At 52.9% G+C, this 24,559-nt stretch carries 21 protein-coding genes; 11 read left to right on the top strand and 10 right to left on the bottom strand.

Annotation, left to right across the window (positions count from 1 at the left end; all coding sequences use genetic code 11):
* Positions 1–5: 5 nt before the first annotated feature.
* Genes H8K43_RS07230 through cobA form a run of 6 tightly spaced genes read left to right on the top strand, consistent with a single transcriptional unit; the run spans position 6 to position 5,999 of the window.
* Positions 6–1,712 carry a nitrite/sulfite reductase gene (locus tag H8K43_RS07230; RefSeq protein ID WP_186903203.1) on the top strand — a complete coding sequence of 569 codons (1,707 nt, stop codon included), beginning with the start codon at positions 6–8 and terminating at the stop codon, positions 1,710–1,712.
* 14 nt (positions 1,713–1,726) lie between these two features.
* Positions 1,727–2,260: a DUF934 domain-containing protein gene (locus tag H8K43_RS07225; RefSeq protein WP_186903202.1), complete on the top strand. Its 534-nt coding sequence runs from the start codon at positions 1,727–1,729 to the stop codon at positions 2,258–2,260.
* Positions 2,257–2,982, top strand: coding sequence for a phosphoadenylyl-sulfate reductase (locus H8K43_RS07220; protein WP_186903201.1), 726 nt, complete (start codon positions 2,257–2,259; stop codon positions 2,980–2,982). The genes H8K43_RS07225 and H8K43_RS07220 overlap by 4 nt, the downstream gene beginning before the upstream one ends.
* A 31-nt stretch (positions 2,983–3,013) precedes the next feature.
* A complete protein-coding gene (gene cysD / locus H8K43_RS07215) occupies positions 3,014–3,949 on the top strand; it encodes a sulfate adenylyltransferase subunit CysD (protein WP_162020134.1) in 936 nt (311 codons plus the stop codon).
* Positions 3,949–5,283, top strand: coding sequence for a sulfate adenylyltransferase subunit 1 (locus H8K43_RS07210; protein ID WP_186903200.1), 1,335 nt, complete (start codon positions 3,949–3,951; stop codon positions 5,281–5,283). The genes cysD and H8K43_RS07210 overlap by 1 nt, the downstream gene beginning before the upstream one ends.
* Positions 5,280–5,999 carry a uroporphyrinogen-III C-methyltransferase gene (gene cobA / locus H8K43_RS07205; protein WP_230403737.1) on the top strand — a complete coding sequence of 240 codons (720 nt, stop codon included), beginning with the start codon at positions 5,280–5,282 and terminating at the stop codon, positions 5,997–5,999. The genes H8K43_RS07210 and cobA overlap by 4 nt, the downstream gene beginning before the upstream one ends.
* Before the next feature lie 4 nt (positions 6,000–6,003).
* On the opposite strand, the gene H8K43_RS07200 is transcribed toward cobA, so the two are convergent.
* The 4 genes from H8K43_RS07200 to lptF form a co-directional block, all read right to left on the bottom strand.
* On the bottom strand, positions 6,004–6,744 hold the full coding sequence (locus H8K43_RS07200; protein WP_186903199.1) for a substrate-binding periplasmic protein: 741 nt from the start codon (positions 6,742–6,744) through the stop codon (positions 6,004–6,006).
* Positions 6,745–6,994: 250 nt separating this feature from the next.
* On the bottom strand, positions 6,995–7,357 hold the full coding sequence (locus H8K43_RS07195) for a sirohydrochlorin chelatase (RefSeq protein WP_186903198.1): 363 nt from the start codon (positions 7,355–7,357) through the stop codon (positions 6,995–6,997).
* Positions 7,357–8,487: an LPS export ABC transporter permease LptG gene (lptG, locus tag H8K43_RS07190; RefSeq protein WP_186903197.1), complete on the bottom strand. Its 1,131-nt coding sequence runs from the start codon at positions 8,485–8,487 to the stop codon at positions 7,357–7,359. The genes H8K43_RS07195 and lptG overlap by 1 nt, the downstream gene beginning before the upstream one ends.
* Positions 8,484–9,614: an LPS export ABC transporter permease LptF gene (gene lptF, locus H8K43_RS07185; RefSeq protein WP_186903196.1), complete on the bottom strand. Its 1,131-nt coding sequence runs from the start codon at positions 9,612–9,614 to the stop codon at positions 8,484–8,486. Before lptF ends, lptG begins: the two co-directional genes overlap by 4 nt.
* Positions 9,615–9,664: 50 nt before the next feature.
* Between lptF and H8K43_RS07180 the strand changes: the two genes are divergently transcribed.
* Together H8K43_RS07180 and xth are read left to right on the top strand one after the other, a co-directional pair.
* On the top strand, positions 9,665–11,173 hold the full coding sequence (locus H8K43_RS07180) for a leucyl aminopeptidase (protein WP_186903195.1): 1,509 nt from the start codon (positions 9,665–9,667) through the stop codon (positions 11,171–11,173).
* Positions 11,174–11,281: 108 nt separating this feature from the next.
* Positions 11,282–12,046: an exodeoxyribonuclease III gene (xth, locus tag H8K43_RS07175; protein WP_186903194.1), complete on the top strand. Its 765-nt coding sequence runs from the start codon at positions 11,282–11,284 to the stop codon at positions 12,044–12,046.
* 17 nt (positions 12,047–12,063) lie between these two features.
* Here xth and H8K43_RS19160 read toward each other — a convergent pair whose 3' ends face one another.
* Positions 12,064–13,941: a methyl-accepting chemotaxis protein gene (locus H8K43_RS19160; protein ID WP_186903193.1), complete on the bottom strand. Its 1,878-nt coding sequence runs from the start codon at positions 13,939–13,941 to the stop codon at positions 12,064–12,066.
* A 173-nt stretch (positions 13,942–14,114) separates the two neighbouring features.
* Between H8K43_RS19160 and H8K43_RS07165 the strand changes: the two genes are divergently transcribed.
* A complete protein-coding gene (locus H8K43_RS07165; RefSeq protein ID WP_186903192.1) occupies positions 14,115–14,726 on the top strand; it encodes a GNAT family N-acetyltransferase in 612 nt (203 codons plus the stop codon).
* A gap of 11 nt (positions 14,727–14,737) precedes the next feature.
* Here the strand turns inward: H8K43_RS07165 and H8K43_RS07160 are convergent, their stop codons facing one another.
* Both H8K43_RS07160 and H8K43_RS07155 read right to left on the bottom strand, forming a co-directional pair.
* Complete coding sequence (locus tag H8K43_RS07160) at positions 14,738–15,208, bottom strand: cyanophycin metabolism-associated DUF1854 family protein (RefSeq protein WP_186903191.1); 471 nt, start codon at positions 15,206–15,208, stop codon at positions 14,738–14,740.
* A gap of 1 nt (position 15,209) precedes the next feature.
* A complete protein-coding gene (locus tag H8K43_RS07155; RefSeq protein WP_186903190.1) occupies positions 15,210–17,468 on the bottom strand; it encodes a cyanophycin metabolism-associated ABC transporter in 2,259 nt (752 codons plus the stop codon).
* A 385-nt stretch (positions 17,469–17,853) separates the two neighbouring features.
* Here H8K43_RS07155 and H8K43_RS07150 point away from each other — a divergent pair, with 385 nt between their 5' ends.
* Complete coding sequence (locus H8K43_RS07150; RefSeq protein WP_186903372.1) at positions 17,854–20,031, top strand: cyanophycin synthetase; 2,178 nt, start codon at positions 17,854–17,856, stop codon at positions 20,029–20,031.
* A gap of 160 nt (positions 20,032–20,191) precedes the next feature.
* Positions 20,192–22,762 (top strand): cyanophycin synthetase, encoded by a 2,571-nt coding sequence (cphA, locus tag H8K43_RS07145; protein WP_186903189.1) that lies wholly within the window; start codon positions 20,192–20,194, stop codon positions 22,760–22,762.
* 110 nt (positions 22,763–22,872) lie between these two features.
* Here cphA and H8K43_RS07140 read toward each other — a convergent pair whose 3' ends face one another.
* From H8K43_RS07140 to H8K43_RS07130, 3 genes are all read right to left on the bottom strand, one after another.
* The gene (locus H8K43_RS07140) at positions 22,873–23,286 is read right to left on the bottom strand and encodes a hypothetical protein (protein ID WP_186903188.1); all 414 of its coding nucleotides are present in this window, start codon (positions 23,284–23,286) and stop codon (positions 22,873–22,875) included.
* Between the two features lie 61 nt (positions 23,287–23,347).
* A complete protein-coding gene (gene rnhA / locus H8K43_RS07135) occupies positions 23,348–23,791 on the bottom strand; it encodes a ribonuclease HI (RefSeq protein WP_186903187.1) in 444 nt (147 codons plus the stop codon).
* A 3-nt stretch (positions 23,792–23,794) separates the two neighbouring features.
* Entirely contained in the window at positions 23,795–24,556 is a 762-nt protein-coding gene (locus H8K43_RS07130) for a class I SAM-dependent methyltransferase (RefSeq protein WP_186903186.1), read from the bottom strand.
* Between the last annotated feature and the right edge of the window lie 3 nt (positions 24,557–24,559).

Here is a 24,559-nt window from a genome sequence, read left to right as displayed (position 1 = left end):
AAGAGATGTATCGTTACGACCAACACGATCACCAGATCATCAAAGAGCGTATCGCACAATATCGTGATCAGGTGCGCCGCCGTCTGGCCAATGAACTGACTGAAGAAGAATTCCTGCCTTTGCGCCTGCAAAATGGCTTGTATCATCAGCGTCATGCCTACATGCTGCGTATCGCGGTCCCTTACGGCATGCTGTCTTCAGCGCAGTTGCGTCAATTCGCTTACATCGCGCGTCATTATGATCGTGGCTATGGTCACTTCACTACCCGTCAGAACATACAGTTCAACTGGATCAATCTGGAAGACACACCGGCCATCCTGGAAGATTTGGCCAAGGTGGAAATGCACGCGATTCAGACTTCCGGCAACTGCATGCGTAATATCACATCAGATGAGTTTGCCGGTGTCGCACATGATGAAGTGATCGATCCGCGTCCGTATGCAGAAATCCTGCGTCAATGGACCACCTTCCATCCTGAATTCGCTTACCTGCCACGTAAATTCAAGATCGCGATCAACGGTTCGCTGGAAGACCGTGCCGCGATTGCGGTACACGATATCGGCCTGACTGTGGTGCACAATGAAGCGGGCGAAGTCGGCTTTAAAGTCATGGTTGGTGGCGGCATGGGCCGCACCCCGATACTAGGCAGTGTGATCCGTGAATTCCTGCCTTGGCAGCATGTGATGACTTATCTGGAAGCGATACTGCGCATCTATAACCTGCACGGTCGCCGCGATAACAAGTACAAAGCGCGTATCAAGATCCTGGTCAAAGCAATCGGTGCCGATGTGTTTGCCCAACAGGTAGAAGACGAATGGGCTGCGATTAAAGATGGCCCGGCCACACTGACCGAGGCCGAATTTAAACGTGTGTCGTCCTACTTCACGGCGCCAGCTTATCTGAGCCTGCCAGCATCGGATGCGGGTTTTGAACAGCAACTGACAGACAATAAAGCCTTCGCTAACTGGGTGCGCAGAAACGTGAAGCCGCACAAGGTCGCAGGTTACCGCAGCGTCGTCTTGTCGCTCAAAAAACCTGGCGTGCCGCCTGGCGATGCAACTGCAGATCAGATGGACTTCGTGGCCGACCTCGCCGAGCGTTACAGCTTTGGCGAATTACGTGTCACCCATGAACAGAATCTGGTGCTGGCCGATGTACAGCAGGCTGCATTGTATGATTTGTGGCTGGAAGCCAAAGCACATGGTCTGGCCACACCTAATATCGGCCTGCTGACTGATATGATTTGCTGCCCTGGCGGTGATTTCTGCTCACTCGCAAATGCCAAATCGATTCCTATCGCACTGGACATCACCGACCGTTTTGCTGACCTCGATTACTTATACGATATCGGCGATCTGGAGCTGAATATGTCGGGCTGTATCAATGCTTGCGGCCATCACCATGTCGGCAATATCGGCATCTTAGGTGTGGATAAAGACGGCAGCGAGTTTTATCAGGTATCTATCGGTGGCGCGCAGGGTAACCAGGCGGCAATCGGAAAAATTATCGGACCTTCGTTCTCTGCCGGTCAAATGCCGGAAGTGATAGAGCGTATCGTCAAGGTCTATCTGGACAACCGGGTAGACAATGAGCGCTTCATCGATACCGCACAACGCCTGGGCATCACACCGTTCAAAGAATACGTGTATGCCACCCCGATTCAGACTTTGGTACATCACGGCGAAGATGCTGGTGCCGCCGTTGCTTACTAAAAAAGGAAGTCATCATGCGTGAAATTATTAAAGATAAAGCGATAGTTCAGGATGACTGGACAGTATTGCGCCTGACAGAAAATGAAACACCGGATGCGGTTGAGGTACCGGCTGGTAAAACCATCATTCCTTTAAAAGTCTGGCTGTTACAGCGTACAGCGCTGATCACCCGTTTGCAGCAGCAACAGGATCTGGCGGTCTGGTTCAGCAGTGATGAAGCCGCGCAGGATCTGGCAGAGGATGTCAGCCTGTTTTCACTGATCGCGGTCGATTTCCCTAAGTTCTCGGATGGTCGTGGCTATTCTATCGCCTACAACCTGCGCTCCCGTCTGGCTTACAGCGGTGAATTGCGCGCTATCGGTGATGTATTGCGCGATCAGCTGTTTTTCATGCAGCGCGTAGGCTTCAATGCTTTTGCCACGCGTGAAGACCGCAGCATTCAGGATGCGCTCAAGGGCCTGACCGATTTCAGCGATGCCTACCAGACTTCATGGGATCAGAAAAATCCGCTATTCCGTCGCGTTGATCGCAGTGTGGTGTCTGCATGAGTGAGTTTGCCGACAAGCTCAGCCTGACGCTGCAGACCTTGCGACGGATAGAAGCTGAATTCAGCCCGGCAGTATTCGCTTCCAGTCTGGCGGCGGAAGACATGGTGCTGACCGATCTCATACTGAAAAATCAGTTGAATATAGAGATTTTCTCTTTGCAAACTGGCCGCCTGCATGCAGAAACCTTGGGCATGATAGACCAGGTTAAAACGCACTACGGAAAAGACATCAGCTTATTTCTGCCTGAAGAAAATGCAGTGAACGACTATGTAAGGCAATATGGTCTGAATGCTTTTTATGACAGCGTGGACTTGCGTAAAGAATGCTGCCGCATCCGTAAAGTGGAACCGTTGAATCGTGCGCTGGCTGGCAAAGCAGCCTGGATCACAGGGCAGCGTAAGGCTCAGGCAGCAACCCGCACTGAGCTGGCGATACAGGAAGACGACGTCGCACATGGCATGCAAAAATTTAATCCACTGGCTGACTGGTCCGAAGACGATGTCTGGCACTATATCCGCAGTAATGAAGTGCCCTACAACCCCTTGCATGACAAGGGCTATCCGTCAATAGGCTGCGAGCCCTGCACCCGCGCCATACAAGCTGGTGAAGATGTACGCGCCGGGCGCTGGTGGTGGGAAAATCCGGAATCCAAGGAATGCGGCCTGCATGTGGTGGATGGTAAATTAATACGCATACGCGCTGTGTCGGCCGCCGCTGAATAAACCGGCGGCAGGCAGAACATTAAGGAAGACTATGAACACTGTGACAGAAAATCATTTCATTGATGCCGCGAGCAATCGCCATCTCGACTGGCTGGAATCGGAAGCCATCCACATCATGCGCGAAGTCGCGGCAGAGTGCAGTAATCCGGCCCTGTTATTCTCGGGCGGCAAAGACTCTATCGTACTGTTGCGTCTGGCTGAAAAAGCCTTCCGTCCGGGCAAATTCCCATTCCCGCTGGTTCATATCGATACCGGCCACAATTTTCCGGAAGTGATTGCTTTCCGCGACAAGCGCGTAGCTGAACTGGGTGAGCGCCTGATCGTCGGCTCCGTAGAAGCATCAATACAAAAGGGCACCGTGCGACTGCGTAATCCGGCGACGGATTCACGCAATGCTGCGCAAGCCGTAACACTGCTGGAAACCATCGCTGAACATCGCTTTGATGCCTGCATAGGTGGTGCCCGTCGTGACGAGGAAAAAGCACGTGCCAAAGAACGTATTTTTTCCTTCCGCGATGAATTCGGCCAGTGGAATCCCAAAGCCCAGCGCCCTGAGCTGTGGGACTTGTATAACACCCGCGTCCATCCGGGTGAAAACATGCGGGTATTCCCGATTTCAAACTGGACTGAGCTCGATGTCTGGCAGTATATTGCACGTGAAAAGCTGGAATTGCCTGAGATTTATTTTGCCCATGAACGCCAGGTTATCCCGCGCAATGGCCTGCTGGTTCCGCTGACGGATCTGACGCCGCCGCGTGAAGGTGAAACGGTAGAAACCCGCGTCGTGCGCTTCCGTACTGTTGGCGACATTTCCTGCACCTGCCCGGTCTCATCTGATGCAGCTACCGTGTCTGCCATCATTGCAGAAACCGCGATTACCCAGATTACAGAACGGGGTGCCACCCGCATGGATGACCAGACTTCCGAAGCCTCCATGGAAAAACGTAAAAAAGAAGGATATTTCTGATGACTGCAGCAAGCACCTCCACCGTCAGCAACGCCGCCGGCCTGAGCGAGCGCGGACTGTTACGCTTCATCACTGCGGGCTCCGTTGATGATGGAAAAAGCACTTTGATCGGCCGCCTGCTATTCGACAGCAAAGGCATTTTTGCTGATCAGCTCGATGCCATTTCACGTGCAAAACACAAGCGCACTGTGGGCGACACCATTGATTTATCACTGCTGACCGATGGTCTGGAAGCAGAGCGCGAACAAGGCATCACAATTGACGTGGCCTACCGTTACTTTGCCACCCCTAAGCGTAAATTCATCATCGCCGATACACCTGGCCATGAACAATACACACGCAATATGGTGACTGGCGCCTCGACTGCGGATGCGGTGATCATTCTGATCGACGTATCCAAAGTCAAACTGCATGAAGATGGCAGCGTGGACTTGCTGGTACAGACCAAGCGCCATTCCACCATCGCCCAGTTACTGCAGATTGAGCATGTCATTGTAGCCGTCAATAAAATGGATCTGGTCGATTATGATCAGTCTGTGTATGAACGCATCGTGGCGGAATACCAGAAATTTGCGGCGCAACTTGGTTTGCGTGACATCCATGCGGTGCCGCTGTCAGCGCTGGCTGGAGACAACGTGGTTGCGGCCTCGGACAAGATGCCCTGGTATCAGGGGCCGACGCTGATTGACCTGCTGGAGTCCTTAAGCGTCTATGATGCCTCGCAAGAGGAAGCCTTCCGCTTCCCGGTACAGTTAGTGGCGCGTCATAACGGCCATGAAGCGAATGATTTCCGTGGTTACATGGGACGTATCGAAGCGGGCAAAGTCAGTAAAGGGGATCAGTTGCTGGTACAACCTGGCAATCAGCAAGCAACGGTCAAAGACATCCTGACTCTGGATGGCTCGCTCGATACGGCAGTAGTCGGTCAGTCGGTCACCATCCTGCTCAATGAATATCTGGATATCTCACGCGGCGATATGCTGGTGGATGCGCAACGTCCGGCCACCCTGCAAAAAACAGTCAAGGCTGATTTATGCTGGTTGTCGGAAGATGCGCTGGATGTACGCCGCAAATACTGGCTCAAGCATACTACCCGTCAGGTTGCTGCGCGGGTGACGGCGATAGATACCATCCTTGATATCAATACCCAGCAACGCCGTCCGGCTGACAGCCTGAAACTGAACGATATCGCCAGTGTCTCCATCAACGTGCAGCAGCCGCTGGCCGCAGATAATTACACCGATCTGCGTTCGACCGGTTCGTTCATCCTGATCGACGAAGTGACGCATCAAACGGTCGCAGCGGGCATGATACGACTCGGGGAAGCCGCTTGAGTCAGGCAGCAACTGCCAGAGTGTTTCTGATCGGCGCCGGCCCCGGCGCTGCCGATCTGATCACAGTACGCGGCGCCCGTCTGCTGGCTCAGGCTGACGTGGTGCTGTATGACGCACTGGTTACCGCTGAAATGCTGGAATTATGTCCGCAGGCGCTGAAGATTTCGGTCGGCAAGCGCAGCGGACAACGTTCTGCGGCGCAGGATGAGATCAACCAGCAAATCATCAGCCAGGCGCAGACGCACCGTCTGGTAGTGCGGCTCAAAGGTGGTGATCCTATGTTATTCGGGCGTGCCGATGAAGAAATCCGTGCGCTGGAAGCGGCTGGTATCAGTTACGAAATCGTACCAGGCATCACCACCGCGCTGGCTGCTGCCGCCAGTGTGCGCCAGCCTCTGACCAAGCGCGGCGTGGCACGCAGCGTGGCCTTATTCACCTCCAGCACCGCGCCTGGTGAAGTGGCGGATACCCGCATCCCGGAATGCGACACCCTGGTGCAATACATGGGTGGCCGCGAAGCCATGCTGACCGCGAACCGTATGCTGGCGGCTGGTCATCCTGAGACGCATCCTGTCGTTGTGATAGAAAACTGCAGTCGTTCCGACGAAGTCATTACCCACATGACGCTACAGGATTTAGCGCAGGGTCTGCACACTTCATCCGGACCGGTACTGGTGATGATGGGTGAAGCCATGCGTCAGCGCCGGACGACTTAGCAGCTCAGGGCACCCTTACCGCATAACGCGCCGCCAACTGTTGCCATAAAGGGCTTTGCAGCAGTTGTTCAAATGCCGCATCATATTTCTGACGCAGCGCATCGCATTGCTGACAATAAGCAAAATAACCATCCTGGATACCAATAGGCGGCTCGACCGCGACCAATTTTGCCTCTGGATTCAAACGCTTCATCACACCATCGGCATTGCGCAAGTTAGCAGCCAGCCAGTCTATACGCTGGGCTTGCAACATATTGAGGCCATTCGCTAAGGTATTGGCGACCACCGGTTGTAAGCGGCTGCGCATTTGCTCAAACTGAGGGGTGTACACCCAGCCATTAATGACGCCGATTTTTTTGCCGATCAGATTCTGTAAGTTGCCATCCCAGCTCAGCCCATCGCCAGCCCTGACATAGAACAGCATATAGTCGCGATAAAAAGCCCGTCTGGAAAACAAAAACTTCGCTTCACGCTCAGGTGTTTTGTAGGGACCTATCAGGATATGAGCTTGGCCGGTTTCCACCATCCACTGCGCGCGACTCCAGGGGTAGAGTGCAAAGCTGAGCTGATCACCGTTTTTTCTGGCGAGTTCGTTCAGCGTGGCGACCGCCAAGCCATCGAATTTTCCCTCTTTATCCTGCTCAAAAACATGCGAAAACTCGGTGCCGACCACGATGATTTCGGCAGCCCGGGCTGGCGTCAATGCAAGCAAGCACCAACCCACCAGCAGTTTTTTTCCTGGCATCAGCGACTCTCCCCCAGTCTGGGTTGACGAAAGATAATGCGTAGATGACTGCTGTACAGCATGGTCATCTCTATCCTGCACATGCTACCTATGCTGCATTAAAGCAATGATTTAAGGAGAAGAAAAGGGGAAAAGAGAAATTAGGCTGTATGCGTGGCCTATGTATGTTTTATGTATGTTTTATGCGTAGCAAATCGTATGGATGCTTAGCATTGATACAGCGATACAGCCAGACCACGCATGGCATGGCTTAAATCTGGGTCACGCAATAATCACGTATCGCCATTAACACCGCAGCATCTTCACCGACTGCTGTCGAATGGCGGAACTGGATAGCCGGATAATCTATACGCAAACTGTCCAGCATCACCGGCAGATCACGCAACACATGGCCGCCTTGTCCCAGAAAAACCGGTACCACAGAAATCTGCTCACAACCCTGCTGCGCCAGATCTGCCACCAGTTCCGGCAAAGCCGGTGACATAAACTCCAGAAACGACAGTCTGACGGCAACCTCGGGCAAGGCGTCCTGAGTCAATTTCTGCAAACGCTCAAATGGTGCGGCCCATCTTGGATCCCGTGCGCCATGCGCAAATAATACGATTGCTTTCATTAATGTCTTTCTACGTAACGTAAACCCGCCAAGGCCAGGCCCATAAACAAGACACTGGGCACCAATGCTGTCACATACGGCGGCCAGGTATTGAGTAAACCGATGTGGGAAAACAGGCTGTTGATGAGATAAAACACCATGCCTATCATGATGCCGCTGAAAATTTTAAAGCTCACACCGCCACTGCGCACGTGCAGATAAGCGAAAGGCAAAGCCAGCGCCATCATGACCAGGATGGCCAGCGGATAAGTCACTTTTTTCCAGAATGCGATTTCATAGCGCTCGCTATCCTGTTTATTATCAACCAGATGGCGGGTATAAGCAGCCAGATCAACGGCAGACATACGATCCGGATCAGCGAACAATACCGTCAGTATTTCCGGCGTGACTTCTGAGACCACATCCCGGCTTGGATAGCGTGCCGTTTTCACCTTGTTAATGTCTTCACTCGATAAAGTGACCGGAAATGAAGTTTCAGCCACATCGGTCAGACGCCAGGTATTTTTTCCAATATAGTCCGCGGTCACTGCAGTGACCTCACGACTCAGGCGGAATTCTTTATCGAATTCATAGACCCGCACATCCTTAAGCTGGCGCGTGGGCGTGATCTCTTTCACATTCAGAAAACGTGATCCTGTAATCTCACCGCTGAGCCCGTTTTCACGTATCAGGTCTTTAGTCCAGAGACCGGTGCGGAACTCCTTCTTTTGCGATGCGCCCAGTGCTTTGAGTTTCATACTTTCAGCGAATTTGGTACTGGCTGGTGCGATGACTTCTCCAAACAAAAAGGTCAGCGCGACAAAGATCAGGCCTACCTTCATTAACATTGTCAGCGCCGTAACAGTCGACATACTGGCAGAGCGCATAATGGTAAATTCCGAATTAGACGCAAACTGCGCCAGTACGTAAATAGTGCCTATCAGTACCGCAATCGGCATGAACTCATAGACGTAGCCGGGCAAGCCCATCAATACATAAAACACGGCGTTCAACAGACGATAACTGCCGCTATTCACCGACTGCAATTCCTTCATCAAATCAAAGAAAGAGAACAGCGCCAGCAAAGCCAGCATGACAAACGCCACGGCACGGATAATCTCGGCTCCAAAATACTTTTGTAAAATCTTCATGCTGCACTCGCTTTGCGTGTTGCGCCAGACTTGCAGCGTGACCAGATACCGGCCGGATGCCAACGGCTGTTAATTTTTAATCGCCATACGAACAGCAGCCAGACCAGGACCGCGACCGAAGCATGTACCGGCCACCAGCCCAAGGCAAAGGCGGCACGCCCCTGCAATACCAGAGATTGAGAAATATTCACCATCGTCAGATAAAACACTGTGGCCAGCAAGGCGACAATCAGATTGGCTGAGCGCCCGACGCGTGGATTGACGAAACCCAAGGGAATCGCAAGCAGCATCAACACCGCCGCCATCACAGGCAGCGAGATACGCCACAGCAGCTCAGCCTGTTTATGAGGATCTGGCTGAATCAATAATTCGGATAAGGGCATGGACTTGGCGGAGTTATCGCTGTTCAGGGCATTCGACTGACTGGACACCAATACGCCATAACGTTCAAATTGCATCATTTGAAAATCCGGTGCGGTCGGCAGGCCATCGTAACGGCGCCCCCTGTCCATGACCAAAAACTTGTCCCCGTATTTATCAATCTCTATCTTGCCTTCTTTCGCCACCACCACACTGGAACGCCCATCCTTAACGGTGTTGATGAAGATATTCTGCACTTTACTCAGATCGCCTGCGACTTCCTCAACAAAGAAAATACGATCAGAAGCAGAAGATTCCTGAAACTTACCGGGTGAAACCTTAGCAATATCAGAACGCTTTTGAAAGCGTTCTTCAAATTCCACACTTTGACGGTTGGCCCAAGGGCTGGCAAAAAAACTCAGAAACGCAGTCAGAGCGACGATAGGAAAACCGAACTTAATGACAGGACTGATCCACTGTGTCAGACTCAGACCTGAAGCAAACCAGACCACCATTTCCGATTCCTGATAGCTGCGGGTGACCACCAGCAGCACAGCAATGAATCCGGTCAGGATGAGTAAAATCGGCAGGTACATCAAGGACATAAAGCCTATCAGTGCCAGCACATCAGCAGAAGCAACTCTGCCGCCGGCAGCCTGCTCCAGCACGCGGATCAGCATCCAGGTAACAGTAATAACAAAGAGGGTTGCAAGGACTGCGCCAGCTGCACTCAGCAATTCACGTCGAAGCGCGCGTTGAAAAATCATGAGAAGGATTATAATGTCTGTTTTACGAGACTTACCAAGAGGAGTAATACGTGGACTTTAGCATAAAATCAATCGACGCAAAAAGTGCCTCAACTGCCCACAAGGCGATCAAAACCGCTTGTATCGTTGTTGGTGTATTCGAAAATAAAAAATTGTCGGTCGCTGCTACTGCACTGGATGCGTCCGGCGCCATTGCTGCAGCGCTGAAATCCGGCGATATCACCGGCAAAGCCGGCTCCTCCCTGTTGTTACGTAATATCAGCGACATCGCCGCTGAGCGCGTGTTACTGGTAGGTCTGGGTGAAGCTTCCGAACTTGTGACTGAAAAAGCCTATCAGTCCGCCGTTGCCGCAGCAGCCCGCACTTTAGCAGGTTTAGGCGCAAATGACGCAGTTATTGCTCTGCCTGGCGTCAAAGAACGCACTGTCAACTGGTCCCTGAATGCAGGCGTGTTGGCCTTCCGCGACAGCATCTTCCGTGCTGATGGCCTGAAGAGCAAAAAAGACACGAGCACTGCAGGCGTAAAAAAAGTGGCATTTGCTGTTGCCGCTGCTGAAGCGACTGTAGCCAAATCCGCACTGGCGCAAAGCATCGCGCTGGCGAATGGCGTCGATCTGACCAAAGAACTGGGCAATCTGCCACCGAATGTTTGCACACCGACTTATCTGGCCAATACTGCAAAACAAATCGCGACTGACTACAAGATGGTCGCTGAAGTACTGGATCGCAAACAGATACAGGCACTCAAAATGGGCAGCTTCCTGTCCGTAACCAATGGCACTGTCGAACCTCCGAAGTTCATCGTCCTCAAGCATAGCGGCGGCAAAGCGAAAGATGCGCCGGTAGTACTGGTCGGTAAAGGCATCACTTTCGATTCCGGCGGTATTTCCCTGAAACCGGGTGCTGGTATGGATGAGATGAAGTACGATATGGGCGGCGCCGCTTCTGTGCTGGGTACCATGCGTGCCATCGGCGAAATGAAACTCAAGCTGAATGTCTATGCAGTCATCCCTACCTGCGAAAACATGCCATCCGGTACAGCAACCCGTCCGGGCGACATCGTGACTTCGATGTCTGGCCAGACGATAGAAATCCTGAATACCGATGCAGAAGGCCGTCTGATCCTGTGTGACGCACTGACCTATACTGAGCGCTTCAATCCGGCAGCAGTCATCGACGTTGCTACCCTGACCGGTGCCTGCGTGACTTCGCTGGGTCATCACAATACCGGTTTGTTCACACGTCACGATGCAGCCCATGATGCATTGGCCAATGAATTGCTGGCTGCCGGTAAGCAAAGCGGTGATACCGCATGGCGCATGCCGATAGAAGAAGCTTATAACGAGCAACTGAAATCGAATTTTGCTGACATGGCCAATATTGGCGGCCCGGCAGGCGGCAGCATTACTGCAGCCTGCTTCCTGGAGCGTTTCACTAAGAAATACACCTGGGCGCATCTGGATATCGCTGGCACAGCCTGGAAATCCGGTGCAGCAAAAGGTTCCACCGGCCGTCCGGTACCGATGCTGACAACTTTCCTGATCAACCGCGCAGGCTGATCAGGACGGAGTCAGCTGGCTGACTCTGCGCCTGCAGTCTTGGGCAGTTAAATCAGGCCGTGCTCCATTCCACCTGGAGCACGGCTTTTCTTTTTTTGAGGTAGCACTATGCAAATGAGCACCTGGAACGTCAATTCCCTGAAGGTACGTCTGCCGCAGGTATTGAGCTGGCTGGAAACCAATCCGGTCGACATTCTGTGCATACAGGAGACCAAGCTGACCGACGATAAATTTCCGCAAGCGGAGATTGAGGCGGCCGGCTATCACGTCGCCTACACAGGTCAGAAAACCTATAACGGAGTCGCGATCCTGTCGCGTCATCCCATGACTGACATCCAGAAAAACAATCCCTTGTTTGAGGATGAACAGCAAAGAATCATCGCCGCGACCATACAGGGTATGCGGATTATCTGTGCCTATATTCCAAACGGACAGGCGCCGGATTCCGATAAATTTCAGTACAAACTGAAGTGGCTGACAGCACTCCACAACTGGCTCGGCGCACAAATGCAGCAATATCCTGAACTGGCTTTACTCGGCGATTACAACATCGCACCGGACGACCGCGATGTGCATGATCCGGCCGCCTGGGTAGGCATGAATCTGGTCTCGCCGGAAGAGCGTGCTGCCTTCCAGCAGTTGCTACAGCTGGGTCTGAGCGACAGCTTCCGACAGTTTGAGCAGGCAGATAAATTATTCAGCTGGTGGGATTACCGCGCACTGGGCTTCCGCCTGAACAAGGGAGTCAGGATAGATCACATCCTGTTGAGTAAGCCCCTGGCAGAACGTTGTACAGCCTGCGTGATAGACCGGGTTCCCAGAAAATGGGAGCAACCATCGGATCATGCGCCGGTGATTGCCACCCTGTCCTAAGACTTGTTACTACTCACTCAGGCGTCATACCCCAGACTGGCATGACGTGTTGAGCGCGCACCGCCTGCCGCACTCACGCGCGTGGCTGGTGCGTTGTGTTCCATGCGGAAGGCAGACATCGCCGTTTTCAGTAAGTTGGCCTGCTCTTCCAGTGAACCGGCTGCAGCAGCGGCCTGTTCAACCAGCGCCGCATTCTGTTGAGTCGCCTCATCCATGTGCGCCAACGCCTGATTCACTTGCTGAATACCGTCGCTTTGCTCTGCCGACGCGGAAGTAATTTCATTAATGATTGCAGCCACCTGATCGACTGCAGATACGATACGCGTCATCGAAGCACCAGCTTTGTCGACCAGTTCTGAACCCTCGTTAACTTTAGACACAGAGTCTTCAATCAGGCTCTTGATTTCCTGTGCCGCTGCCGCACTGCGCTGCGCCAGCGTACGGACTTCGCTTGCCACCACCGCAAAGCCGCGTCCCTGCTCACCCGCACGCGCTGCTTCAACGGCTGCATTCAAGGCCAGAATATTGGTCTGAAATGCAATACCCTCGATGACACTGATGATGTCAACAATCTTGCGCGAGCTGTCCGATATACCCTGCATGGTCGTCACCACTTTGTTGACTACCTCACCACCTTGGGTCGCGACATCCGATGCATTGACCGCCATACGATTGGCTTCGCGTGCATTTTCCGCATTGTTACGCACCGCCTCCGTCAGCTCTTCCATACTGGCAGCGGTTTGCTCCAGTGAAGAAGCCTGCTGCTCGGTGCGCCCTGACAAATCCATATTACCGGTTGCGATTTCAGTTGCGCCTACCGTAATCGAATCGGTCGCTTTGCGCACATCGACCACCATTACGCGCAACTGATCCATAAAATTATTGAATGCATCTGCGGTCTGCGCCACTTCGTCTTCACCTTCCACATCAATCTTGCGGGTCAGGTCGCCGCCACCGGCTGCAATCGCGAGCATCGCATCGCGCACACGCTGCAAGCCTGATAGCATGTGACCGACCAGCCAGGTAGTGACAGGTAAAACAATAGCCAGCAAAACCAGCAGCACGACCACAGAAATCATCACCAGCTGATCCAGCGAAGCGAGCGCTTTTTGTTTATCTACTACCAGTGCCAGATACATATCCGAGCCATTGATCTGCTGCAGATAAATAAAACTGCTCTTACCGGCCACGGTGCTTTGCACCAGTTCTTTTTTTCCAGACAAACTGGACAAATTTTCCAGCGCCAGTTCAGCGGCAATTTCCTTTGCGGGCTTCAACACCTTAGCCTGGTCTGCATGAGCCAGTACTTGCCCCGATTTGTCGAGCAGGAAGGCATAGCCATCGCCAGCCAGCTTAATATTCAAAATCTGCTCAACAATTTTAGTCAGAAACACATCCGCTGCCACCACTCCCGCTTCGCCGCCTTTAACCGGCGCTGCAAACGAAATCATCAAGCCTGGTGGGTTCACGCCCATATAGGCCGAAGTCACGATGGGCTTTTTGGCCTCCATCGCTGCTTTATACCAAGGTCGTACAGTCGGGTCATAGCCTGCAGGCGGTGGATTAGGTGGATTATTGGTAAAGGTTTTGTCTGGTGTCCCCAGATACACACTCAGAAAGCTGCCACCGGTGCGCGTCATTGTCAGGCTGGTGGTCAGATCTGCACCATTGCCCACCGCGTTTGCCAGACTTGCCACCATGGAGGTATTGACCTGTATCCAGTTACCCAGAATGGCGTCATATCCGGCAGCCACACCACGGACTTCATTCGCCAGTCCTGCTTCTATCTGCGATTTCATGCGGATGTAACTGCCTATCGTCAGTATCACGGTACAGATCGTGATCAGACTGGCAATCGCAAAAATCAACCTGCTTTTTAACGACTTGACATTCATTGTGCTCTCCCGGGTTGGCTGATATGAAGGCTGACCGCAACAAACGCTTCTTCTGCATAAAATTCATTTCATGTTTTCATCTTACGCCGCATCAAGGCATGTGCCCAAAGGAAATTTAATTTAAAAAAATAATTTGTTATTCGATTATCATTTCATTCGAGAGCATAATCGGCATGGAAACTTTTGTTACCAGCCTGAAAACGAATCTGGATAAGGACTTAGGGAAGAGCATGCTACCCATACAAACTCAACGATTAGTGTTGCGAGTCTTCAACATCGACGATGCAGATTTCGTGCTGGAATTACTCAATGATCCCTCATGGTTGCGCTTTATCGGTGACCGTGGTGTCAAAACGTCTGAGCAGGCGATGGATTGGATACAAACCCGGCCGATTGCCAGTCAGCAACAATTTGGTTACAGCTTTTATGTGGTCTGTGACCGCGGGCAAGGTATTGCGATGGGAATTTGTGGTTTGATCAAACGGGATAGCCTGCCTTGCATAGACCTCGGCTATGCTTTCCTGCCGCGCTACACCGGCCAGGGCTATGCACTGGAAGCGGCGCAGGCAGTTGTGCAGCATGCTGAACAGGATTTGCATCTGGTGCGGCTGGCGGCTATTACAGATCCGGACAATGAACGCTCGAACCGTTTGCTGAATTTACTGGGTTTCAGCCTGCAGGAAGTACTGACTTTGCCCGGCGAAACCAGAATCAGTAATTTGTATTTCCGCGAAAGTAAAAAAAACGCCCCGAATGATCAGGGCGCATCAGACATACACAGCTGAGAAGACAGCGCTTACAGGAAACGGTCCAGAATTTTCCGGCTGTGCTTATCTATAGTAAACATGTCGCGGATCAGAAACTGAATACCGTGATTATCCGTAATCAGCAAGGAAGCCTGACCGATGCGACGGATATCTTCGTCACCTTTGAGGACAAAGGCAGTCATGCCGCGATCTGTGCTGACGGTCCAGGTACAAGGCACAGCAAAACTGCTGACACCGGTAATCGCCTGAATTTCCGGCATAAACTCGCGCCCGCTCAGTTCTTCCAACACCAGTTGACGTACGCCGTCAGCCAAGTCTTCCAGACTGTCTATCCAGGCCACTTCACGTCCATCTGTCGTAACCAGAGAAATACATCCGGCTGGAGACTGAATAGGAAAGGCACGCACCGGGCTGACACCTTCAAACACTTCGCCAGCCTGATTGGTCAGAATTAACTGCGCAAACGGATTTCTGTGTAAATTGAATTGCGTAGTCGCCATCTTATTCATCTCCTGCTAATTGCGCGTTTCTGGCCTGGGCGGTGTACAAATCAAAATACGCACCCTGCTTCGCCATCAATTCATCATGTCCGCCGACTTCAACTACCTGGCCACGATCCAGTACCACCAGACGGTCGGCCTTATGCAAGGTAGACAAACGATGGGCGATCGCGATGGTGGTTCGGCCCTGCACCAGGTTGTCCAGTGCCTTCTGAATTTCTTTTTCCGTCTGTGAATCGACGGAAGAAGTCGCTTCATCCATGATCAAAATCTTAGGGTCGATCAGCAAGGCACGCGCGATCGAAATACGCTGACGCTCACCGCCGGACAAGCCCTGACCACGCTCACCCACCATAGAATCATAGCCTTGCGGCAGACGCAAAATGAATTCATGCGCATGGGCAGCTCTCGCTGCTGCGATGATTTCTTCACGGGTCGCATGTGGTTTGCCATAAGCGATATTGTCAGCAATGGTGCCGAAAAACAGGAAAGGCTCTTGCAATACCAGACCGATCTGGCTGCGGTAATCCGACACCGCATACGAGCGTATATCTTTACCATCGAGCAGAATCGCGCCTTCTGACACATCGTAAAAACGGCAGATCAGATTGACCAAAGTACTTTTGCCGGAACCACTATGCCCCACCAGGCCTATCATTTCACCTGGTTTTATGGTCAGGTTAATGCCGCGATTCACAGCGCGGTTACCATAGCGGAAGCCGACTTCACGTAATTCGATTTTGCCCTGAACTTCTTGTACTTTCACCGGATGCTGAGGATCAGGTACGCTGGACACATGATCCAGGATGTCAAAAATACGCTTGGCCGCCGATGCCGATTTCTGGGTCACCGATACGATACGGCTCATGGAATCGATACGGCCATAGAAGTTACTGATGAAAGCCACTGCTGCGACCAGCGCACCGACTGTGATTTCTTCATGCGCGACCTGCCAGATACCAAAGGCCCACACCACCAGAATACCGAGATCAGTCAGGAAAGAAACGGTAGGCGAAAACAGCGACCAGACCTTGTTCAGACGGTCATTCACCGCCAGATTATGCTTATTCGCCTCGCGGAAACGACCCGCTTCACGCGTTTCCTGTGCAAAGGCCTTCACCACGCGGATGCCTGGTATGGTATCGGCCAGCACATTAGTGACTTCACCCCAGACCCGGTCTATCTTCTCGAAACCAGTACGCAGTTTGTCACGCACCAGATGAATCATCCAGGCGATAAATGGCAGTGGCAGCAAAGTCACCAGCGCCAGCTTAGTATTCATCTGCAACAGCGCGACCGCGGTCATCACGAACATCAGAACGTCAGTAATAAAATCAAGTAAGTGCAGCGACAGATAGACGCAGATACGGTCACTCTCACTACCGATACGCGACATCAAATCGCCGGTACGTTTACCACCAAAATATTCCAGCGATAATTTCAACAAATGTTCATAGGTCGTGGTACGCAAATCAGCGCCGATACGCTCAGAGACCAGAGCCAGTATGTAAGTCTTGCCCCAACTCAGAAGCCAGGCAATCACAGCCGATCCCAACAGTCCGCCGATATATAAAAATACCAGCTTAGGATCGACAAATTCCTTATGCTGAAACGGAATCAACACTTCATCCGTGAGTGGCTTGGTCAGATAGCGCGGAATCATATGCGCTGCCGTACCCATCAACATCAGTGCGAAACCGATAAACAGCTGCAAACGGTAAGGACGGGCAAAGCGCCACAGGCGCAGCAAGGTCCAGGTAGACGGCGGCGTGTAAATCACCTTGGTACAGACAGGACATTCTTCCTGATCCGCTTCCAACACGGCCTTGCAGCTGGGGCAGGTATTTTGCTCGGCACGCTGCACCGGCTGGCCAGTCACAAAGCTATCGAGCTGCTCTTTAAAATGATCCAGCAAACGGATTGCATGCAGATTCTGTCCCAGCGTAAAACGCCAGCTGGCCAACAGACCTTGTTGATTCGTTAATTGCAAATGGCCGACACCGGCATGGTCGTGGTGTTTTAATTGCAAGCCAGGTTCAAATGCCCAGCGCTTCCACTCTGTCTCTCCGGCCGGTTGGCTCAGAATAGCCTGATCGGTCACGACGATGAGGCCTTTGACAAAATGAAGTTTGTTATCGAGGTCAACCTCAAACGCACTCTGTACGTTTTCGCCTTTGGCGATCTGTTGTGCGAGCGCAGATTGCCATTCGGCGCTCAGCGATAAAATGGATTGCTCGGAACTAGGTAATAAAGTGGTCATCGTGAAGCAAACTCCGGCAGATGCGCTATTCCCGGGGAAATCGGGACTGAAAATTTTGAAAAAACAGATTTCTTGCTTCCGTAATGGCAATAAGCCATATCACGGAGGCGGCAATTTACGGTATTCTATCGAAAGAAGAATAATCAGACGAAACTGATCAAGAGGATTCAAGCTGTTGCGCTGGCGCGCAAGTATATCAGCAAGCGCGTCTCACATTCCCGCTTTGTGATGAATATATCCATGCCGGTGGCCTGATAACGACAGGAAAGCGAATCGGTTGACATTCCATGTCTATCGTTTAGCCTGAATCCGCTTGAGAAGCGAAGAATGATTCTACCTATGACAGGATCTGGATATCTATCCGGATCGGCTAGAAATGACTTACATGACAACTAAGAAGAAAGACATCAGCATTCTCCGCGTCAACCACTTACGCGGGCCGAATATCTGGACCTACCGCCCAGTCATAGAAACCTGGCTGGACATCGGTGCTCTTGAAGACACCCCCTCCAACCTGCTGCCCGGACTCTATGAGCGCTTGACCAGCTGGTTGCCTGGCCTGATGGAACATCGCTGCGGCGTTGGTGAACGCGGTGGCTTCCTTGAGCGTCTGCGCGAAGGCACCTGGTCCGGACATATCCTGGAACACGTCGTACTCGAACTGCAAAATCTGGCTGGCATGCGCACTGGCTTTGGCCAGACCCGCTCCACCAATGTCATCGGCGTCTACAAAATGGCTTTCCGTACCCGTGAAGAACAGGTCGGACGCCGTGCACTCGCAATCGGCCGCGACTTGCTGATGGCCGCCATTAATGACCAAGCTTTCGATCTGGAAACGCAACTCACAGAATTGCGCGATCTGGTCGATGCACGTTGCCTGGGACCAAGCACCGCCAACATCGTCGATGCAGCGACCGCGCGCCGCATTCCGTCTATCCGCCTGACCGATGGCAATCTGGTGCAGTTAGGCCATGGCGCTGCGCAGCGCCGTATCTGGACTGCAGAAACCGACCGCACCAGCGCGATCGCAGAAAGCATCGCCAGCGACAAAGATCTGACCAAAACCCTGCTCAAATCCTGTGGTGTACCGGTTCCGGAAGGCTGCATTGTACGCAGCGCTGAAGAGGCATGGGAAGAGGCGCAGGATATCGGCCTGCCCGTTGTGATTAAACCTTACGACGGCAATCATGGCCGTGGCGTCTCACTGAATCTGATGACACTGGCTGACGTCACCGCCGCTTATGAACTGGCGGTACGCAAAGGTGGCAGTAAATCAGTGATAGTCGAAAAATTCATCACCGGCGATGAACACCGGGTGCTAATTGTCGGCAATAAGGTGGTTGCGGTCGGTAAAGGCGAGACGTTGTGGATTAGTGGCGATGGTCAGTCTACGGTCGCGCAATTAGTCGATAGCCAGATCAATACCGACCCAAGACGCGGCACCACTGAAGATTTCCCGCTGAATATCATAGACCCTGCAGTATCTGCTGAAGTAATTCTTGAGTTGAAACGCCAGGGCATGACGAGCACCTCGGTACCAGCCTTGCAGCAGAAGGTATTAATTCAAATTAACGGCAATGTCGCCCTCGATGTGACAGATGACATCCATCCCGACATCGCAGAAACCGCCTGCCTCGCAGCGCGCATCGTCGGTCTCGATATCGCCGGTGTGGATCTGGTGGTCGAAGACATTTCCAAACCACTGTCTGCACAAACCGGCGCGATTATCGAAGTCAATGCCAGCCCTGGCTTACTGGCTCACATCAAGCCCGCCAATGGCCCAGGCCGTGAAGTCGGCAAAGCGATTATCGATCATTTGTTCGCTGAAGAAGAATCTGGTCGCATCGACATCATCGGTGTCGCAGGCAGCCGTCACACCAGCCTGATCTCGCGCCTGATCGCGGGCTTGCTGCATATGCACGGTGAGCAAACTGGCGTAGCCTGTCAGGATGGCCTGTTCCTGAATAAGCGCCTGGTCACCGAAGGTAATTGCGCGACCTGGAATGCGGGCGAACGCCTGCTGATCAACCGCTCGGTTGAAGCCGCTGTATTTGAGACCAATGCGCGCGCTATCCTGAACGATGGCCTGGCCTATGACCGTTGCAGCGTCGCTGTAGTGACGGATTTCGATGGCGCAGAACAGCTCGGAGAGTTCTACATTCATGAGCAGGACCAGATGTATAAGATCATGCGCACTCAGGTCGATGTGGTGTTACCGGATGGCGTCGCGGTCTTAAATGCCGATGAAGCCGCTGTGGTGGAACTGGCAGAATTGTGTGATGGCGATGTGATTTTCTATGGCAGTTCAGCAGAGCTTCCGGCCATCGTTGCGCATCGCGAACAAGGTAAACGTGTGGCCTTCATTCGTGACGGACAAATCATCCTCGCGACCGGTGCGGAAGAAATCCAGCTGATGCCTGTATCTGCCCTGAAGCCAGCAAAAGCAGAAAAAGCACTGAGCGTACTGGCTGCCGTCGCTGCCGCCTGGGCGCTGCAAGTGTCACCGGAACTGATCGCGGCAGGTTTGCGCACTTTTGACACCAGCACCAAAGCAGCATTTTGATTTTTGCCTAATCCACCTGCCGCCGTCAGTGGCTATAAATACCAGACTGCGGCAGACTAATTTTTGTTACAGGCTCAGGACGATCCGGATCAAGCAATCCTTGTTGAACGGATGATGAATGAGACCTGAATTCTGCCCTTTTCGACAGGACTAAGTTTTTATGGAAGTATCACGCATTCGTGCCTTGCGCGGCCCCAATCTCTGGAGCCACCATACGGCCGTTGAAGCCATCGTTAAATGTAGCGAAGCGGAATGCGCTATCGCAGAACTGGCCGGATTTGAAGACCGCCTGCGTGCTTTATTCCCGGAACTGAGCATACTTCAGCCCACCGGTCACAACGACGCCATTTCGATTGCGCATGTGTTTGAACTCGCTGCATTAGGCTTGCAGGCGCAAGCCGGTTGCCCGGTCACTTTCAGCCGCACCACCCAAACACTGGAACAAGGTGTATTTCAGGTCGTGGTTGAGTATTCTGAAGAGGCAGTCGGTCGTCTGGCACTGGAACTGGCAGAAAAACTGATACAGGCCGCGGTCGACAATAGCGCTTTTGATCTGGCTGCAGCACTTGAGCAATTACGTGAGCTGGATGAAGACGTACGTCTGGGCCCGTCCACCGGCTCCATCGTGAATGCCGCGATTGCACGTAATATTCCTTACCGCCGCCTGACCGATGGCAGCCTGGTCGCATTCGGCTGGGGTTCACGCCAGCGCAAAATTCAGGCTGCTGAAATGGACGGCACCAGCGCTATCGCCGAAGCCATCGCTCAGGATAAAGAACTCACCAAAAAATTATTACACGCAGCCGGTGTCCCGGTACCGATGGGACGTGCAGTCTCCAGCCCGGATGATGCCTGGGCTGCGGCACTGGAAGTCGGTCTGCCGGTCGTGATTAAACCTAAGGACGGCAATCAGGGCAAAGGCGTGACCGTCAATGTTACGACGCGCGAACAACTGGATGCCGGCTATCTGGCGGCCAGCGAATTCCGCGATGACATCCTGGTCGAACGCTTCTTGCCGGGCAATGACTTCCGCTTACTGGTGATCGGTAACAAACTGGTGGCAGCGGCCAGACGCGATCCGCCGCAAGTCGTCGGCGATGGTAAACAAACCGTGCGCGAGCTGGTCGAACAGGTTAATAAAGATCCGCGTCGTGGCAGCGGTCATTCGACTTCACTGACCAAGATACGTTTCGACGATATCGCACTCGCCAGCCTGGCAAAACAAGGCTACAGCGCCGAATCGGTACCGCCTAAAGGACAACGCGTTATTTTGCGTAACAACGCTAATCTGTCTACCGGTGGCGCCGCAACCGATGTGACCGATGACGTGCATCCGGAAGTCGCAGCACGTGCGATCGCAGCGGCACAGATGGTTGGCCTCGATATCTGTGGCGTCGACCTGGTCTGCGACAGCGTATTAAAACCGATAGAAGCACTCAATGGCGGCATCGTAGAAGTCAATGCAGCCCCAGGTTTGCGCATGCACTTATCCCCTTCATTCGGTAAAGGACGCGCAGTCGGCGAAGCCATCGTCGACTCTATGTTTGAACCGGGTAATGATGGCCGCATCCCTATCATCGCAGTGACTGGCACCAATGGCAAAACCACGACAGTGCGACTGATCGCCCATCTGATGACGACCAATGGTCTGCGCACCGGCATGACTAATACGGATGGCGTGTATGTCAATGGCCGTCAGATTGACAGCGGCGATTGCAGCGGCCCGCGCAGTGCGCGCAATGTCTTGTCGCATCCGGATGTCGATGCTGCAGTCTTTGAAACCGCCAGGGGTGGCATACTGCGCGAAGGTCTGGCGTATGACTACTGTCAGGTCGCAGTCGTCACCAACATCGGTTCCGGCGACCATCTGGGTCTGAATTACATCACGACAGTAGAAGATCTGGCGGTACTCAAACGTGTGATCGTACAAAATGTGGCAGATGATGGCTATGCGGTATTAAATGCAGCGGATCCTATCGTGGCGTCCATGGCAGCAAATAGTCCGGCTCCAGTCATTTTCTTTGCAGCTGACCCGCAAATCCCGCTGATGGCAGCGCAGCGCGCCCAGGGCAAACGCGCAGTCTATGTCGAGAACGGTCATCTGATCGCGGCGGAAGGCAAAATGAAGCATAGTATTCCTTTGTCCGAAGTCCCGATCACACGCAATGGCAGCATAGGCTTCCAGGTCGAAAACGTCATGGCGTCGGTGGCCGCAGCCTGGGCAGTCAACATGGATTTTGACGTGATCCGCGCAGGCCTGAAGAGCTTTGCCAATGAAAACGACAATGCGCCCGGACGTTTCAATATGTTTGATTTCCGTGGCGCTACGGTGATTGCAGATTATGGCCACAATCCGGATGCAATGCTGGCCCTGGTCAAGGCGGTGGAAACCATGCCTGCACAACGTCGCTCAGTCGTGATCAGCGGTGCCGGTGACCGTCGCGATCAGGATATCCGTCAACAGACAGAAATCCTGGGCGATGCGTTCGAAGATGTGATTCTGTACCAGGATCAGTGCCAGCGTGGCCGCGCCGATGGTGAAGTTGTTGCCTTGCTGCGTGACGGCCTCAAAACGGCCAAGAAAACCACGCGCGTGGATGAAATCACGGGTGAATTCGTTGCGATCGACCTCGCATTGGAACGTCTGCAAGCTGGCGATCTGTGTCTGATCCTGATCGATCAGGTCGAAGAGGCACTGGCTCATATCAGCAAACGCTGTTCAGAAGGATGAACTGCCGATTGCGGTAGCGATGAAAAAAATGCCGGAGCAGTCCGGCATTTTTTTTGCGTATTTCCTGGTGCTGCATCCTGATACTGCAATGATCAGTGCGCAGCAAGCTATCAGCCCTTGGTTTTTGTCGTAAATGAGGTCGTCAGATTCGCACCATCATCACCCGGACCGCTGTGGCAGGCACTCAGCGCCTTGCTAAACTGAGTCAACTCTAAGCTGTCACCCCTGACCTCCCATACACCGCTCGCTACATATTGCGTCGGTATCCGCGGTGCCGGTGTGCCGGGCGTCGTTTGCATCGCTTCCGTTTCAGTCTTTTTGAGTGTGACCAAGATTTTGTGACTGCCCGCCAGCTGGATCACACAATCAATTTTTCCCTTATCTATGGTGTCCAGACTAAAGCTCAGCTTACCCGGCATCGGGGGATAAATGAGTCCATCTCCGTGGTGAAATTTTGTATCATGCTTGCCGCAGGCAGTAAGCGCAGCAATCAAGATCAGCAAGAGGACATTTTTCAGATTCATGATTGGGCCCACCGAACATGCAAATTAATAAATACAATTTTAACACGATCCCGGCATGCGTCTATTCAGGACGCAACACGCTTTCCACACCACGATTAGCCAGCGCATCAGCCCGCTCGTTACCGGCATGACCGGCATGCCCCTTAACCCAGATCCACTCAATCTGATGCGTGCCCTGGGCGGCATCCAGACTCTGCCACAGGTCCACGTTTTTGACCGGCGCTTTAGAGGCGGTACGCCAGCCCTTGGCTTTCCAGCCCGTGATCCATTCGGTAATGCCTTTTAATACATACTGGCTATCGGTATGCAGGCGGATATGGCAGGGGCGTTTTAAAGCGCCCAGCGCCTGTATCACCGCCATCAGTTCCATGCGGTTATTAGTCGTTTCCTGCTCACCGCCAAATAATTCTTTTTCATGCTTGCCTGCGACCAGCAGCGCACCCCAACCGCCCACACCGGGGTTACCCTTGCACGCACCATCCGTATAAATTTCAATTGTGTCCATGATTCATTTTTTGCTATTGGCAACCGGTACTGCCTGTACCCTTGCCCGTTTTTTGTTTTTCCAGGCCGGGCCAATCAAATGCATGCCACGCACCCGCTTGACGGCCTGCATCATATACACGGCGCCGACAAAAGGACACCAGCGTTTGCCAATTTTTTCCAGCATGGCATTCCTTTGCAGCCATTTCTCTGAGCGCAGCGGCAGCGCATAACAGCCATATTCCAGGCTGCCGACTTCCATGCTGAGTAATTTCAACCAGTCTTTTAAACGCGCAGGGCTGATGAATTCGCCTTCTTTCGGCAGGAAATAGCTGTCGCGCAAACGCCCCAGCGCCTGCCGCACACCCCAGCTGCTGGCTCGATTGAAACCCGTGATCAGTAGCCGGCCTTCCGGAATCAGGATACGTTCAACTTCGCGCAGGATCTGATGCGGCTCTTCGGCAAATTCCAGTACATGCGGCAGGATCACCAAGTCCATACATTGCGAATCAAATGGCAATTCAGTGAAATCATGTACCACCGCAATCGCGCGCGTGGCTGGACTGGCAATACGTGGCGCATGTGGCCCCACGCTTTGCCAGCGATGGGGCATGCGGCTGGCCGATAAAGCATCGATTTGCGGCATACCGATCTGTAAAGCATGAAAACCAAAGATATCAACGACCAGGCGTGACAAGGCAGCCTGTTCCCAATCCTTGATGTATTGACCTGCCGGCAACGACAACCAGGCATCGAGGTCTATAATGTGCGTTTCCAATGCATCCATGCG

The sequence above is a fragment of the Cognatundibacterium curvum genome (genome assembly GCF_014284235.1).
Lineage (GTDB): Bacteria > Pseudomonadota > Gammaproteobacteria > Burkholderiales > Burkholderiaceae_D > Undibacterium > Undibacterium curvum.
Note: the sequence above shows the minus strand (reverse complement) of the source record. Positions and strands in the feature narration are given on the sequence as shown.

Excerpts from the sequence above, each read along its gene's own strand:
- H8K43_RS07230 (WP_186903203.1), top strand. The coding sequence starts at position 6 with ATGTATCGTTACGACCAACACGATCACCAGATCATCAAAGAGCGTATC.
- H8K43_RS07225 (WP_186903202.1), top strand. The coding sequence starts at position 1,727 with ATGCGTGAAATTATTAAAGATAAAGCGATAGTTCAGGATGACTGGACA.
- H8K43_RS07220 (WP_186903201.1), top strand. The coding sequence starts at position 2,257 with ATGAGTGAGTTTGCCGACAAGCTCAGCCTGACGCTGCAGACCTTGCGA.
- cysD (WP_162020134.1), top strand. The coding sequence starts at position 3,014 with ATGAACACTGTGACAGAAAATCATTTCATTGATGCCGCGAGCAATCGC.
- H8K43_RS07210 (WP_186903200.1), top strand. The coding sequence starts at position 3,949 with ATGACTGCAGCAAGCACCTCCACCGTCAGCAACGCCGCCGGCCTGAGC.
- H8K43_RS07200 (WP_186903199.1), bottom strand. The coding sequence starts at position 6,744 with ATGCCAGGAAAAAAACTGCTGGTGGGTTGGTGCTTGCTTGCATTGACG.
- H8K43_RS07195 (WP_186903198.1), bottom strand. The coding sequence starts at position 7,357 with ATGAAAGCAATCGTATTATTTGCGCATGGCGCACGGGATCCAAGATGG.
- lptG (WP_186903197.1), bottom strand. The coding sequence starts at position 8,487 with ATGAAGATTTTACAAAAGTATTTTGGAGCCGAGATTATCCGTGCCGTG.
- lptF (WP_186903196.1), bottom strand. The coding sequence starts at position 9,614 with ATGATTTTTCAACGCGCGCTTCGACGTGAATTGCTGAGTGCAGCTGGC.
- xth (WP_186903194.1), top strand. The coding sequence starts at position 11,282 with ATGCAAATGAGCACCTGGAACGTCAATTCCCTGAAGGTACGTCTGCCG.
- H8K43_RS19160 (WP_186903193.1), bottom strand. The coding sequence starts at position 13,941 with ATGAATGTCAAGTCGTTAAAAAGCAGGTTGATTTTTGCGATTGCCAGT.
- H8K43_RS07165 (WP_186903192.1), top strand. The coding sequence starts at position 14,115 with ATGGAAACTTTTGTTACCAGCCTGAAAACGAATCTGGATAAGGACTTA.
- H8K43_RS07160 (WP_186903191.1), bottom strand. The coding sequence starts at position 15,208 with ATGGCGACTACGCAATTCAATTTACACAGAAATCCGTTTGCGCAGTTA.
- H8K43_RS07155 (WP_186903190.1), bottom strand. The coding sequence starts at position 17,468 with ATGACCACTTTATTACCTAGTTCCGAGCAATCCATTTTATCGCTGAGC.
- H8K43_RS07150 (WP_186903372.1), top strand. The coding sequence starts at position 17,854 with ATGACAACTAAGAAGAAAGACATCAGCATTCTCCGCGTCAACCACTTA.
- cphA (WP_186903189.1), top strand. The coding sequence starts at position 20,192 with ATGGAAGTATCACGCATTCGTGCCTTGCGCGGCCCCAATCTCTGGAGC.
- H8K43_RS07140 (WP_186903188.1), bottom strand. The coding sequence starts at position 23,286 with ATGAATCTGAAAAATGTCCTCTTGCTGATCTTGATTGCTGCGCTTACT.
- rnhA (WP_186903187.1), bottom strand. The coding sequence starts at position 23,791 with ATGGACACAATTGAAATTTATACGGATGGTGCGTGCAAGGGTAACCCC.
- H8K43_RS07130 (WP_186903186.1), bottom strand. The coding sequence starts at position 24,556 with ATGGATGCATTGGAAACGCACATTATAGACCTCGATGCCTGGTTGTCG.